Raw genomic sequence first — 14,195 nt, 5'->3', positions numbered from 1 at the left:
TTTCTTCAGAGCAATTCCAGGAAATGTGTGAAACGGTTTTCCGTCCGGAATTGCGTTACTTCAAAGTCTTAAAGGCCCGGCGGCGTGAAGTTCGCCAGCCGCTCTTCGAGCTTACGGATCGTTTCGGCATCCGCATTGGCGAAGGCGAAGCGCAGGTAGTTCTCCTGGCCTTCGCCGAAATAGTCGCCCGGCAGGCAGACGACGCCGGCGAGCTTTGCGAGCTTCTCGGCGATGAACTGGGAATCGATGTCCGGGAAGGGGTGGCGGACATAGGCGAAATAGGCGCCAATCGCCTGCAGCTTCCACTTCGGCAGGCGGCTCATCACGTCCCTCAGCGCATCGGCGCGGGCGGCGATCTCGGCGCGGTTGGCCTGGCGCCAGTCGGCAAGCGCCGGAAGCGCCTTGGCAACGGCAGCCTGGGCGGAGCGCGGCGCGCAGATCTGCAGGTTGTCCATGATCTTCGCCACCTGTTCGATCACGGCCGGACCGGCGGTGATCGCGCCCAGGCGGTGGCCCGGGATGCAGAAGGACTTGGAGAAGCTGTAGAGGCCGATGAAGCTCTGCTGCCAGCCTTCGCCCGCAAGCAGGCCATGCGGCGCGGCAGAGGCGTCAGGCAGGAAGTCACGATAGGTCTCGTCGAGGATCAGCCAGACGCCCTTGGCGCGGCAGGCCGCGTGGATACGGTTAAGCAGTTCCGGCGGATAGACGGCGCCGGTCGGGTTGTTGGGCGAAACCAGTGCGAGCGCGCGGATGCCGGGGCGAAGTGCTGCGGCAATCGCGTCGACCTCGGGCAGGAAGCCGGCGCCGGCGTCGCAGGGCACGAGTTCGACGTTGATGCCGAGCATCGAAAGCGTCGTTTCCTGGTTGAAGTAATAGGGGTTGGTCATCAGGACCGTATCGCCCGCGCCGGCGATCGCCATCGCCGCGCAGATGAAGGCCTGGTTGCAGCCCGAGGTGATGTGGATGTTGTCGGCCGTGACCGCCGCGCCGTAGAGCCCTGCCACATGGGCGGCATAGGCGTCACGCAGTACCGCTTCGCCCTCGATCGCGCCGTAGCCGGTATAGGCGGTGGAGGCGGCGGCCTCGCCGAGCCAGGCCAGCATGTCCGGATGGGCAGGGTAGCCGGGCACCGCCTGCGACAGGTCGATCAACGGGCCACGGGAGCCGTCGTAGGATTTCGCCCAGGCCAGCACCGAGGGCACGGGCGGCGGCGAGAGCTTTTCGACGAGCGGGTTGAAATGCGGCATGGCGGATGTTCCTGCGTTAGATAGTTTCAAGCGGGTTGCGGGCGGAAAGCCGTATACACTTTTCCTCATCCCGCTTTAGGCCTTGGCCTTACGTTTCTGTGGGCGATCAGGGCGGCGGGCACGGCTCGGCGCCGAGACCGGCCGAAAGCCGTCGGTCCCCGATTTACGATCTGTCGGCTCGGATTTCGAGGTACGGCTGCGAATAATCGTGCGTGCCGAGGTCTGGAGTTCGGGCATCGGGTCGTTTTCGAGCGCCGCGAACATCCAGTCGATGAAGATACGTACGATCGGTGCTGCCAGCACTTCGTTGCGGCAGGCGACGAAAAAGGCGTCATTGGCCGGCACCGTGAGGTCGAAGGGCGCGATCAGTTCGCCGCGCGCGATTAGGCTGCCGGCGGTGATCGTATCGCCGAGCGCCACGCCCTGGTTGTGCAGCGCCGCTTCGGTCGAGAGCCGCGCGTCGCTCATGAAATGCTGCTGGCCGCGTTGCAGGTCGCTGGCGTCGGCCGCGGCGAGCCAGGTGTTCCACTCGCGCCCGTCGTCGCCATGCAGCATCACGTGATCGCGCAGATCCCGCACCGAACGCAGTGGCCGCATGTTGAGGAGCGTCGGGCTTACGACCGGGAATAATTCCAGCCGGCTCCAGAGCTTGGCCCAGGCGCCCGACCAATTGCCGTCGCCATAGATCACGCAGACGTCGACATCGGGAGAATGCAGATAGGCTTCGTCGTTGGAGGCGATCAGGGTCAGGCGTACGTCCGGATATTGCTCGGTGAAGAGGTGCAGCCGCGGGATCAGCCAGAAGGAAAGGAGTGCGGGGACGCAGGTTATCCGGAGTTCACCGCTGGTCGTCGGCCGCGTCATTGCCGCGGTCGCCGCGGCGATCTCGGCGAAGGCGTGGGTCACGGCCGGCAGCAGCAATGCGCCCTGTGGCGTGAGCTTCAGCCGCTTGCCGCCGCGCTCGAAGAGGGCCGCCTTGACCGAGAGTTCCAGCGCGCGGATCTGATGGCTGATCGCGCCGTGGGTGACGTTCAGTTCGCGCGCGGCCGCCGACACGGACCCTCGACGCGCCGTCGCTTCGAAGGCGCGCAAGGGGTTGAGCGGTGGCAGGCGGCTGGACAAAGCGGCGGGTTCCGGCGAGGTTTCGTTATGTGAATTTTTCTCACACGAAACGCTATAACAATGTCAATTGATTTTCCAGAGGAATGCCGCCTAATATTCGTCAACAAAGGCGAAAAAGCCTGGGGAACATGATCGCGCCGGACGAACCGGCTTCATCCGCAGTGAGATATCTGTGGCGCTTTTCAGCGCATGCCCGGGCTATGGATGACGGAGGACTGCACCAATGGCCTGGGACGACACCAAGCTTGCCGAACTGAAGGCGAAATACGGCGAAAGCCATGGCGGCGAACTGTTCGACCCGACCTTCCGCAAGGTTGCCGACAAGATCTTCAACAAGAGCGGCACGCGCCTTGCGCCCTATTCCGGCATCCCGACCTTCCTGACCGCGCCGCACATGCCGGTCGATGCGGAAAACCCGGATTTCGGCAATCTGCAGGTGGCGATCGTCGGCATCCCCATGGATCTCGGCGTCACCAACCGTCCGGGCTCGCGTTTCGGACCGCGGGCGCTGCGTGCAATCGAGCGTATCGGCCCCTACAACCACGTGCTCGGCTGCACGCCGGTGCAGGAACTCCGTGTTGCCGATATCGGCGACGTGCCGTTCCAGAGCCGCTACCGGCTGGAGCTCAGCCATGAGGATATCGAAAAGCGCATCAACCAGATCGTCGATGCCGGCGTCATTCCGCTCTCGGTCGGCGGCGACCATTCGATCACGCATCCGATCCTGAAGGCGGTCGGCAAGAAACGTCCGGTCGGCATGATCCACATCGACGCCCATTGCGACACCGGCGGCGCCTACGACCTCACCAAGTTCCACCATGGCGGCCCGTTCCGCAACGCGGTGCTCGACGGCGTGCTCGACCCGACCCGCGTGGTCCAGATCGGCATCCGCGGCTCGGCCGAATATCTCTGGGAATTCTCCTACGAGTCCGGCATGACCGTCATCCATGCCGAAGAAGTGACCGGCCTCGGCATTCCTGCGATCATCGAAAAGGCAAAGAAGATCGTCGGCGATGGCCCGACCTATCTCTCCTTCGATATCGACAGCCTCGATCCGTCCTTTGCGCCGGGCACCGGCACGCCGGAAGTGGGCGGCCTTACGACCCGCGAAGTGCTGGAGCTAATCCGTGGCCTCAAGGGCATCAATCTCGTTGGCGGCGACGTCGTCGAAGTGGCGCCGCAATACGACTCGACCACCAACACCGCCCATGCGGGCGCCCAGGTGCTCTTCGAAATCCTCAGCCTCATGGTCTTCAGCCCGGCGATCACGGGCAAGTCCGCCTGACGCTGGCAAATATTTGTCGGCTGCCGGACCGGAACCGGCGGTCGACCACCAGACATCACAATCACAAAGCTTCCGGGTAGGGGAATAACCATGACGATCCAAAGAAAACTGAAGACAGCATTGGCCGCCGCTCTGATGCTGGGTGCCGCTGCCGGCATCGCCAAGGCCGATGCGCTCGCCGACATCAAGTCCGCCGGCCAGATCAATGTCGGCATCTTCTCCGACTTCCCGCCCTTCTCCTCGGCGAGCGCCGACATGAGCATCAAGGGCTACGACGTCGACGTGGCCCAGCGGATCGCCGATGATCTCGGCGTCAAGCTGAACCTGGTCAGCGTCACCGGCCAGAACCGCATCCCCTATCTCAACGACAAGCGCGTCGACATCCTGATGAGCGTCGGCTTCTCCAAGGAGCGCGCCGAGGTGATCGACTTCGCCGCCGCTTACGCGCCTTACTACATCGCCGTCATCGGCCCGGCGGAGCTGAAGGTCGCCGGCAAGGAAGATCTTGCGGAGAAGACGATTGCCGTCAACCGCGGCACGCTGGAGGATACCTCGCTCACCGAGGCGGCGCCCGCCAATGCCGACATCCAGCGGTTCGACAACTACAATGCGGTGATCCAGGCCTTCATCTCCGGCCAGACCCAGTTGATGGTCGTCGGCAACGATGTCGGCGCCCAGGTGCTGGCCCGCCAGGAGGCGCTGAAGCCGGAGCAGAAGTTCCAGCTGTTGACCTCGCCGTCGCATATCGGCCTCAACAAGAATGAAGAGGGCCTGAAGAAGGTGGTCAACGACACGGTCGCGAAGATGCTCGCCGACGGCAAGCTGAATGCGAGCTCCGAGGCCTGGCTGAAGACGCCGCTCAACCCCGAGAACCTCAAGGACTAAGAGAGCTTGATGGAGGCGGGGAGCGACGCTCTCCGCTTCTCTCTTGAGGAAGGTTGCGACGATGGGTTACGGCCTCAGCTTCGGTTGGCTCAAGGACGCCGCGGGCGCGATCGCCCACGGCGCGGCCATGACCGTGTTCCTGATTGCCTGCACCACGGTGCTCGGCATCCTGATCAGCATTCTCTTTGCCGCCGCCCGCCGCAGCCGCTACGGCGTCTTGCGCAAAGCGGTGGCCGTCTATGTCGAAGTTGTCAGGAACACGCCGTTCCTGGTGCAATTGTTCTTCATCTTTTTCGGCCTGCCGAGCCTCGGCATCCGGCTCGATCCGATCGTCGCGGCGATCCTGGCGATGACGCTCAACATGGCCGCCTACACGACGGAGATCGTCGGCGCCGGGCTCGACGCGGTGCCGAAGGGGCAAAGCGAGGCGGCCTTCGCGCTCGGGCTCAAACCCCGCCAGGTCTTCGTCAAGATCATCCTGCCGCAGGCGCTGAAGGTGATCTTTCCGGCGCTCACCAGCCAGGTCATCATCATGATGCTGGAATCGGCCGTCGTCTCGCAGATCGCGGTGCGGGAGCTTGCGCATGAGGCGGATCTTCTGCAGGCGCGCACCTTCCGGTCCTTCGAGACCTATTTCGTCGTCACGCTGATCTATCTTGGCCTGTCGATGGCGATGCGACGGCTCTTCGTTGCCGGTGGTCGGCGGGTGCTCGGAGCCGGCGTGTCATGATCGAATTCACCTTCTGGGACATCCTGCGCAACCTGATCTTCGCCACACGCTGGACGGTGTTTTTGTCGATCGTCGCCTTCGCCGGCGGGGCCGCGGTGGGACTCGCCATCCTGGCGGCCCGCATCGCCGAACGCCCGTGGCTGCGCCGTTTCGGTTCCGGCTACATCGCGCTCTTCCAGGGCACGCCGCTTTTGATGCAGCTCTTCCTGATGTTCTTCGGCCTGCCGATGCTCGGCTTCCGCATCGAACCCTGGACGGCGGCGGCACTCGGGCTCACCTTCTATGCCAGTGCCTATCTCGCCGAGATCTGGCGCGGCGGCGTGGAGGCACTGCCGCGCGGCCAATGGGATGCCGGCGCGAGCCTCGGTCTGCACCGGTTTCAGGAACTGCGCCTCGTCATCCTGCCGCAGGCCTTCGCCATCACCCGGCCAGCGGCGGTCGGCTTCCTCGTGCAGCTGATCAAGAGCACGGCGCTCACCTCGATCATCGGCTTCGAGGAGCTTCTCAGAACCGCCAATGCGATCAATAATGCGACCTTCGAACCTTTCACGGTCTATGGGCTGGTCGCGGTCATTTTCTTCGTGCTGTGTTATCCGCTGACGCAATATGCACGGATGCTGGAGCGCAAAACACCCGCGCACTGAGACTGAAAATATGTAAGAAATCAACAGAACAGGGAACAAGGCGGGTCACCGCCGAAACAAAGGAGACTGATGATGATCACCACTTCCATCAAGCGGCGGACGCTACTCGGCGCCGGTCTTGCCGGCGCCTCCATGCTGGCGATGCCGTCGATCCTCAGGGCGCAGGATAAGTCGCTGAAGGTCGGCGTCTATGGCGGCTACTTCAAGGATTCCTTCGACAAGAATATCTTCCCGGAATTCACCAAGGCGACCGGTATCGCGATCGAATCAATCGCCGAGCCGACCGGCGAAGCCTGGCTCGTCCAGCTCGAACAGGCCGCTCGCGCCGGTCAGGCACCGGCCGACGTCTCGATGATGTCGCAGGTGGCGATGCTCAAGGGCCAGGCGACGGACCTCTGGACGCCGATCGACACGGCGAAGATCAAGAACGCCTCGAACCTGCTCGACCGTTTCGTCAACAAGTATCCCGATGGACGCATCGCCGGCATCGGAGCGGTCTCCTGGTACATCACGCTGGTGACCAACACCAACGTCTACAAGGAAGCGCCGACCTCCTGGTCAGCCTTCTGGGATCCGGCAAACGCCGACAAGCTCGGCCTGCTGGCCCTCGTTTCCAACTCGTTCCTGCTCGAAGTGACGGCCAAGACCTTCATGGGCGGCACCAACGCACTCGACACCGAAGAGGGCCTGTTGAAGGCGTTCGACAAGCTTGCCGAAGTCAAGCCGAACGTCCGCTTGTGGTACCGCGACGAGGCGCAATTCGAGCAGGCGCTGAAGTCGGGCGAAATCCCGATGGGCCAGTATTATCACGACGTGACCGGCCTCGCCGCCGCCGACGGCCATCCTGTTCGTTCGACCTTCCCGAAGGAAGGCGGCATCCAGGATTCCGGTTGCTGGGCGCTGTCGCGCGCCTCGCAGAAGTCGGAAGAGGCCCATATCTTCATCGACTACATGTGCCAGCCCTCGATCCAGGCGACGCTGTCGCGTAAGGTCGGAACGTCGCCGACCGTCAAGCGCGAGGTTACGGATCTGACTGACAAGGAATTCGCAGCCGTTTCGTCCGACATCGAGCCGATCATTCCGCGCTACGATCTCTACCAGACGAAGTCGGATTGGCTGAACCAGAAGTGGACCGAGCTGATCGTCGGCTGAGCTTGACCGACGCCCTTCCTTGATCTTCAGGGAAGGACTGAACCCAACGACGGGGAGGGGCTGCCGGCCGCTTCCCGCCTGAACCCCTCCCATGAGCAGGAGGGGACCATCCTCGCGGAGAAACAATGTCCGGACTTGCCCTTCAAAACGTCGTCAAGGAATTCGGAGCCTTCAGGGCCGTCAACAATGTCGACCTGACCGTACCGCACGGCACCTTCGTCTGCATGCTCGGACCTTCCGGCTGCGGCAAGACCACGCTGCTCCGGATGATCGCCGGCCTCGACCTGCCGACGGACGGTGCGATCCGGCTCGACGGCGAGGACATCACCCGCGTCCCGACGCACAAGCGCAATCTCGGCATGGTCTTCCAGTCGCTGGCGCTGTTTCCGCATCTGACCGTCGGCGAGAACATCGCCTATCCCTTGCGCATCCGCGGGAAAGCCAAGGACGAACAGAAAAAGCGCGTCGACGAGCTTCTGTCGATGATTCACCTCTCCGGCTACGCCGACCGTCCCGTCGCCAAGCTCTCCGGTGGCCAGCGTCAGCGCGTGGCGATCGCGCGGGCGCTTTCGATCTCGCCGAAACTCTTCCTACTCGACGAGCCGCTTTCGGCGCTCGATGCGAAGCTGCGTGAGGCGATGCAGGTGGAACTGCGCCAGCTTCAGCAGAAGCTCGGCATCACCACCATCGTCGTCACCCATGACCAGCGCGAAGCGATGACCATGGCCGACACCGTCGTCGTCATGAACGGCGGCGAGATCCGCCAGGCGGCGTCGCCGATCGAGATCTATCGCCGACCGGCCGACAGTTTCGTCGCTGACTTCATCGGCCAGACGAATCTGCTCGACGTCCAGGCCGACAGCGCTGGCCGCGCCGAGGTGCTCGGCCACATCGTGCCCGGCCTCGCCCTGCCGGCAGGGGCCAGCAAGGGCACGCTTTCGGTGCGCCCGGAAGACGTGCATCTGACCGCGCCCGGCGCCGGTGCGCTCACCGGCAAAGTCACCTTCGTGCGCGATCTCGGCGGCACGATCGAGACCTTCGTCGACATTGCCGGCCGCCAGATCGTCGCCGTCTCCACGCCGCGCGAGCGGCCGGAGGTCACCGTCGGCCAGGAAGTCGGCATTGCGCTCACCCCTGACGTCTGCGTGGTACTGAAGAAATGAGACGCGAACCGCCCCAGACCCTTGGCGATCACGCGCCGCTTCTCTTTCCGGCGGCGATGCTCACCATCTTCTTTGTCGTGCCCTTCGGCACGATGATCGCCGTCAGCTTCTTCCAGCGCCAGCAGGGCGGCTTCTATACGCCGGCCTTCGTTTTCGACAACTACGCCCGCTTCCTCTCGGCCTTCTTCGGCGGGGTGCTCGGCTTCTCGCTGATGCTCGCGATCACGGTTGCGATCTGTTGCGTCGTGCTCGCCTTGCCCTTCACCTATATGCTGACGCGCATGGCGCGGAAGGTGCAGGTGGCCTGGCTGGTGGCGCTGCTCTCGATCCTGTCGCTCTCGGAAGTCATCATCGGTTTTGCCTGGTCGACGCTGTTTTCGCGCACCGCCGGCATCACCAACATCCTCGTCGCACTCGGCATCATGGCCGAAGCCAAGGCCCTGACGCCGAGTTTTGGGGCCGTTTTGACCGGCATGGTCTATCAGGCCTTCCCCTATACGGTGCTGGTGCTCTTCCCGGCGCTTGTCCGTCTTGATCCGACGTTGACGGAAGCGGCCCGCACGCTCGGCGCCTCGCCGCTGAAGGCGTTTTTCACCGTGGTCGTGCCGGCGCTTCGCAACACCATCACCGCCACCTTGATCATGGTCTTCATCTTCGCGCTCGGCTCCTATCTGTTGCCGCAGCTTCTCGGCCGGCCGCAGCATTGGACACTGTCGGTGTTGATTACCGACCAGGCGATCTACCAGTCGAACATGCCGTTCGCTGCCGCCATGGCCGTGTTCCTTGTGCTCGTGACCTTGGGCCTCGTGGCGCTCACCGTGATTGCCGGACGCAAGGGAGAAGCGGCATGACCTCGATCTTCCGCAAGGCCTATTTCTTCGTCATTGGCCTGTTCCTGTCATTGCCGCTGATCGTCGTTGCCGGCGTCTCGGTCAACCAGAAGCAGACGCTCGCCTTTCCGCCGCAGGGCTTTTCGCTCTCCTGGTATGGCGAGATCTTCCTCAATCCGGAATGGCGCAACGCGCTCTTTGCGTCGGTGACGCTTGCGGTGCTTTCGGCAGCGCTTGCGGTGGCGATCGCGCTGCCGCTCTCCTGGTTCCTGTGGCGGCGTATCGCGCCCTGGGCGAACATCTTCCAGCTTCTCGGCGTCGCACCGTTCACGCTGCCGCCGGTCATCACCGCGCTCGGCATGCTCACCTTCTGGGCGACGGTCGGCTTCTACGGCCAGCCCTGGACGGCGGTGGTCAGCCACGCGATCTTTTTCGTGACGCTGCCGCTGGTGACGCTCTCGCTTGGCTTCACCTCGATCGACCGTTCCCTGGTTGAGGCAGCCTCGACCATGGGGGCCGATGAGCGCACCATCTTCCGCACCGTCGTGCTGCCGCTGATCCTGCCTTACATCGTTTCCGGTTATGCCTTCGCCTTCGTGCTGTCGCTCAACGAGTATATCGTTGCCTACATGACCGTCGGTTTCACCGTGGAAACGCTGCCGATCAAGATCTTCAATGCGCTTCGCTACGGCTACACGCCGACCATGGCGTCCGTGACGGTTCTCTTCGTCACGACAGCGGCCGTGATCTTCGGCCTCGTCGCCCGCTTCGGCGACCTGCCGAAGCTGCTTGGCGCCATGTCAACGGACGGAAAATGATGAAGCTCGCCGCCCTTCAGATGCAATCGGCGCCGGGAGACGTCGCCGCCAACCTCGACAGGATCGCGCGCGCCGCGGCGGAAGCCGCGACACGAGAGGCGACGCTGTTGCTGACGCCCGAACTCGGCATCACCGGCTACGGCGCCGGTGACGCGCTGGCGATGATCGCCGAAGCGCCGGATGGCGCGATCGTCGAACGCCTCAAGGCGATCTCGTCTGAGAGCGGCATCGCCCTGATCGCCGGCTTTGCCGAACGCGACGGGAGCGATGTCTATAACAGCGCCGTCTATGTCGATGGCGATGCGGCGCCGGTCGTCTACCGCAAGTCTCACCTCTATGGCGATTACGAGCGCTCGATCTTCAAGGCGCCCGCACCCGAGACCAGGCTGTTCGTGCATCGCGGCGTCACCTGCGGCATACTGATCTGCTACGACGTCGAGTTTCCGGAGAACGTCCGGCGGCTGGCGCTGGCCGGTGCCGAGGCTGTGCTGGTGCCGACGGCACTACCGGCGGGCTGGTCCGGTTCCTTCATCGCCGAGCACATGATCCAGACGCGGGCCTTCGAGAACCAGGTTTTCGTCGCCTATATCAACCATCACGGCTCGGATCCGCTGTTCTCCTTCGCCGGGCTGTCGCGCATCGCCGCTCCCGACGGCCAGCTTCTCGCCAAGGCCGATGCCGGTCACGAGGCCTTGCTGATCGTAGATATCGATCCCCAAGCCTATGCGATCTCCCGCCTCGAAAACACCTATCTCGGCGATCTGAACCGGCGCTGAATCTGCGCCGGTTGCCCGTGCGACGCTGGCCGCGGCCGCTTTGAGATCGATGCAGGTTCAGGAACAAGGTCGCCTGGCGATTGTTCACTTGGCGGGAACGTTCCGTTCTTTATTGATCCACTGTCGGAAACGATATGGTATCCCATATTGTGCTCAACAGTAATGCCACGCATTGGAGGCAATCATGAGCTTGCAACTGACCGGGATCCATCACCTGACGGCGATCACCGCCAACGCCCCGGAGAACCTGCGTTTCTACACCGAGACGCTCGGCCTGCGGCTGGTCAAGAAGACCGTCAACCAGGACGACACCACCGCCTACCATCTCTTCTACGCCGACGGGCGGGCAACGCCCGGAACGGACCTGACCTTCTTCGACTGGCCGGTTGGACCCGAGGGGCGCGGCACGCACAGCATCTCGCGCACGGGCCTGAGGGTCGGCAGTGCCAAGAGCGTGCGCTGGTGGAAGCAGCGTTTCGACGACCTCAAGGTCACGGCCGGCGAGATCACGGAGATCGATGGACGTGTCTCGCTCGACTTCGAAGACGGCGAAGGCCAGCGCTTCCGATTGATCGACGACGGTGGGCTTGAGCCCTCGCATCCGTGGGAGAAAAGCCCGGTTCCGGCCGAGCACCAGATCAAGGGCCTCGGACCGATCACCATCAGCGTGCCCGACATCACGAACACCCAGTTGGTCCTGACCCATGTGATGAACATGAGCGAGGCCCGCAGCTATCCGTCGCCGGATGGTCAAGGCCAGGTCCATGTCTTCACGATGGGCGAGGGCGGTCCCGCGGCCGAACTGCACGTTGCGGTCCAGCCGGGCCTGCCGATTGCCCGGCAGGGCGCCGGTGCCGTGCACCATGTCGCCTTCCGGGCGCCCGACAACGCGGCATTGACGGAATGGACGGAGCGGCTCAACGGGTTCCGCCTGCCGTCGAGCGGCGAAGTCGAACGCTACTACTTCCGCTCGCTCTATTTCCGCGAGCCGAATGGCGTTCTCTTCGAGATCGCGACGGACGGGCCAGGTTTCGCGGTTGACGAACCGATGGAAACGCTGGGTGAAAGCCTGTCGCTGCCGCCGTTCCTGGAGCCGAAGCGGGCCCAGATCGAAGCGCGGTTGAAGCCGCTGGTCTAACAACTGGGCTCGAGCGACAAGCCGGGGATTCTTCCCCGGCTTGCTTGCGTCTATCCCTCTGGTCCTGTTGGACATCGTCTTCAAGCGGACCCATCATGGCGGCTGTTGCGTTATGCGTCTGAGCGCGAGGAGGGAAAGTGCTGCGGGTTTCCGCCCGCATTCCCGCCTCACGTATCGAGGCGCACCCGCAAGGACCCTGCAGAGTAGGAAGGATCAGACCTCATGACGAAAATCCTCGGCATATCCGGGAGCCTGCGCAAGGCGTCGTTCAACACTGGGCTGATGCGGGCGGCGGCGGAGAACGTGCCGGATGGCGTCGACTTCGACACCGCGACCCTGCATGGGATTCCGCTCTATGACGGCGATATCGAGAAGGAAAGCGGCATTCCCGAAGCTGTGACGGCGCTCAAGCAGGAGGTAATGGCCGCCGACGGCGTTATCCTGTTCACGCCGGAATACAACAACTCCATCCCCGGCGTGTTCAAGAACGCGATCGACTGGCTGAGCCGGCCCTCTGCCGATATCGCCAAGGTGTTTCGCGGCCGCCCCTTTGCGCTCGCCGGCGCGTCGCCCGGCAATTTCGGCACCATCCTCAGCCAGAACGCCTGGCTGCCGGTCATGCGGACGCTCGGTGCCGAGCTCTGGTCCGGAAAGCGGCTGATGTTGCCCAAGGCGGAGACGCTTTTCGATGCGAACGGGACGCTGACGGATGAAGGCGCGCGCGATCGGCTCACCGCCTTCGTCAAGGCCTTCGCTGACTTTGCGGGTGCGGGGAAAGGAGCCTGAGGCGAAGCCCCTCAGAGCCCCTTGTCCTTCAGCCATTGTTGAATGGCCGCAATATCCGGAGCGCCGATTTCATGCCCCATGTCGAGTTCGGCCGCGGTGAGGTCCGCACCCGTGCGTGACAGCTCCGCCTTCAGCCGGGGCGCGAATTCTCCATAACTATCGTGCTTGCCCGTGAGCAACAGCACCTTCGTCCCGGTCAAATCCGGAGGCGGCACGTCGTCGATGACGAGCATCGAGCGCATCAGCACGACGTTGCGGATGAGGCCCGGATGTAACAGCATTAGTGCCACCAGCAGGTTGGCACCGTTGGAATAGCCGATGAAGACGGTCTTCTCGAGATCGATCCGGTAGCCGTCCGCAGCCCCTTCGACGAAGGCGGCGAAAGCGTCGGCCTCCGCGCGCACATCCTTCTGGTCGAAGGTCGTCGGCGAATAGCGCCGGAACCAGCGCGGCAAACCTTCTTCGTTCGCCCGGCCGCGAATGCCGACAAGCGTCGCTTGCCTGTCGACCTGGTGGGCAAGGTGGAGAAGCTGTGTCTCGTTGGCGCCGCTGCCGTGAAGCAGCATGAAGGTGCGGTCATCCAGCACGTCAGGATGATAGAAGCGGTGCACGAAGGGCAGGTCGCGCTCCGTCAGCCGCGGTTCTCCCGGCAGCGCGAATTGCGGCATGGCGAGCAGCATCTCTTCCCTCGCGGCGCTGAAATGCGCGGGGACGAAAAGCTCGGTGCCGAGCGTTTCCTTGGGCTCGTCGACGGTGAAGCCGGGCACGTCGCTTGCCAGTTCGTAGAGCGAGCCGCCCGGCTCGCGCACATAGAGCGAATAGAAGTATTTGCGATCATGCGCATTGATGGCGCCGGCGCCATCGCGTTGCAGGTTGTCGCGCACCCGTTCTACCGCTGCCCGGTCGGGAGCGCGGAAGGCGATGTGATCGATCGTTCCGGTTCCGGGCGCCGACGTCCAGAAGCCGGTTGCGTCGCGCACGTCGATGACGTCGCCGGAGGCGGAGGTGAGACGACGGATCGTGTCGCTGGAGGCGGTCTCGCTATAACCGAAATGCGTTTTCAGGAAGCGAACGGACTCTTCCGGCTTCTCGGTGAGGATCGTGGCGCCGCGCAGGCGTCGGATCGCATCTTCCTCCGGGATGTCGCGCGTGCTCCAGGGCGCAGAGGTCGAAACTGCCTCGGTGCCGACGAGCTTGACGATGACACCGTCCGGATCCTTCAGCCGCAGCACCGGTTCGCCGAACTCCTGCGACGGCCCCGAGGTGGCGATGTTGAATTGCAGCGCCCGGGTCAGCCAGAAGCCGATGCTCTCCGGCCGGATCGCGAAGGCGATTTCGCTTGGCTGGCTGTGACCGACCCGGCCGCGGCCGCCATCCTCCCACATCAGGAAAGTGACGAGCGATCCGGGTGAGCCCTCGGCATCGCCATAGAAGAGGTGCAACTGATTGGCATCCTCGTAGCCGCCCGTCCGCTTGACGAGCCGCAAGCCCAGGAAGCCGACATAGAAATCGACGTTTGCCTGAACCTTCCGGGCAATCAGGGTGATGTGGTGGATGCCGCTCGTCATTGTCAGTCCCTTATTGGTATGTGCTCACAAAACACGAGACGGAACGCCGGC

14 protein-coding genes are annotated in these 14,195 nt (G+C 63.6%); 11 read left to right on the top strand and 3 right to left on the bottom strand.

Going from position 1 to position 14,195, the window contains the following annotated elements:
• Positions 1–68: 68 nt before the first annotated feature.
• The gene (locus QM996_RS12995; protein WP_500267842.1) at positions 69–1,247 is read right to left on the bottom strand and encodes a pyridoxal phosphate-dependent aminotransferase; all 1,179 of its coding nucleotides are present in this window, start codon (positions 1,245–1,247) and stop codon (positions 69–71) included.
• A 75-nt stretch (positions 1,248–1,322) separates the two neighbouring features.
• Positions 1,323–2,369 carry a LysR family transcriptional regulator gene (locus tag QM996_RS12990; RefSeq protein WP_500267841.1) on the bottom strand — a complete coding sequence of 349 codons (1,047 nt, stop codon included), beginning with the start codon at positions 2,367–2,369 and terminating at the stop codon, positions 1,323–1,325.
• Positions 2,370–2,592: 223 nt separating this feature from the next.
• Between QM996_RS12990 and speB the strand changes: the two genes are divergently transcribed.
• From speB to QM996_RS12935, 11 genes are all read left to right on the top strand, one after another.
• Positions 2,593–3,654 carry an agmatinase gene (gene speB / locus QM996_RS12985; RefSeq protein WP_500267840.1) on the top strand — a complete coding sequence of 354 codons (1,062 nt, stop codon included), beginning with the start codon at positions 2,593–2,595 and terminating at the stop codon, positions 3,652–3,654.
• A 90-nt stretch (positions 3,655–3,744) separates the two neighbouring features.
• Complete coding sequence (locus tag QM996_RS12980; protein ID WP_500267839.1) at positions 3,745–4,539, top strand: type 2 periplasmic-binding domain-containing protein; 795 nt, start codon at positions 3,745–3,747, stop codon at positions 4,537–4,539.
• A gap of 61 nt (positions 4,540–4,600) precedes the next feature.
• Complete coding sequence (locus tag QM996_RS12975) at positions 4,601–5,269, top strand: amino acid ABC transporter permease (RefSeq protein ID WP_500267838.1); 669 nt, start codon at positions 4,601–4,603, stop codon at positions 5,267–5,269.
• Positions 5,266–5,913: an amino acid ABC transporter permease gene (locus QM996_RS12970; protein WP_500267837.1), complete on the top strand. Its 648-nt coding sequence runs from the start codon at positions 5,266–5,268 to the stop codon at positions 5,911–5,913. The genes QM996_RS12975 and QM996_RS12970 overlap by 4 nt, the downstream gene beginning before the upstream one ends.
• A 72-nt stretch (positions 5,914–5,985) precedes the next feature.
• Entirely contained in the window at positions 5,986–7,065 is a 1,080-nt protein-coding gene (locus QM996_RS12965; protein WP_500270306.1) for an ABC transporter substrate-binding protein, read from the top strand.
• A gap of 125 nt (positions 7,066–7,190) precedes the next feature.
• Positions 7,191–8,228 carry an ABC transporter ATP-binding protein gene (locus tag QM996_RS12960; protein ID WP_500267836.1) on the top strand — a complete coding sequence of 346 codons (1,038 nt, stop codon included), beginning with the start codon at positions 7,191–7,193 and terminating at the stop codon, positions 8,226–8,228.
• On the top strand, positions 8,225–9,079 hold the full coding sequence (locus tag QM996_RS12955) for an ABC transporter permease (protein WP_500267835.1): 855 nt from the start codon (positions 8,225–8,227) through the stop codon (positions 9,077–9,079). The genes QM996_RS12960 and QM996_RS12955 overlap by 4 nt, the downstream gene beginning before the upstream one ends.
• Entirely contained in the window at positions 9,076–9,876 is an 801-nt protein-coding gene (locus tag QM996_RS12950; protein WP_500267834.1) for an ABC transporter permease, read from the top strand. The genes QM996_RS12955 and QM996_RS12950 overlap by 4 nt, the downstream gene beginning before the upstream one ends.
• Positions 9,873–10,652 carry a carbon-nitrogen hydrolase family protein gene (locus tag QM996_RS12945; protein ID WP_500267833.1) on the top strand — a complete coding sequence of 260 codons (780 nt, stop codon included), beginning with the start codon at positions 9,873–9,875 and terminating at the stop codon, positions 10,650–10,652. The genes QM996_RS12950 and QM996_RS12945 overlap by 4 nt, the downstream gene beginning before the upstream one ends.
• A 184-nt stretch (positions 10,653–10,836) precedes the next feature.
• Positions 10,837–11,790 (top strand): ring-cleaving dioxygenase, encoded by a 954-nt coding sequence (locus QM996_RS12940; protein ID WP_500267832.1) that lies wholly within the window; start codon positions 10,837–10,839, stop codon positions 11,788–11,790.
• A 222-nt stretch (positions 11,791–12,012) separates the two neighbouring features.
• A complete protein-coding gene (locus QM996_RS12935) occupies positions 12,013–12,576 on the top strand; it encodes an NADPH-dependent FMN reductase (RefSeq protein WP_500267831.1) in 564 nt (187 codons plus the stop codon).
• Positions 12,577–12,587: 11 nt separating this feature from the next.
• Here the strand turns inward: QM996_RS12935 and QM996_RS12930 are convergent, their stop codons facing one another.
• On the bottom strand, positions 12,588–14,144 hold the full coding sequence (locus tag QM996_RS12930; protein ID WP_500267830.1) for a VOC family protein: 1,557 nt from the start codon (positions 14,142–14,144) through the stop codon (positions 12,588–12,590).
• Positions 14,145–14,195: the final 51 nt, after the last annotated feature.

It is taken from the genome of Sinorhizobium chiapasense, assembly GCF_045277575.1.
Lineage (GTDB): Bacteria > Pseudomonadota > Alphaproteobacteria > Rhizobiales > Rhizobiaceae > Ensifer > Ensifer chiapasense_A.
Note: the sequence above shows the minus strand (reverse complement) of the source record. Positions and strands in the feature narration are given on the sequence as shown.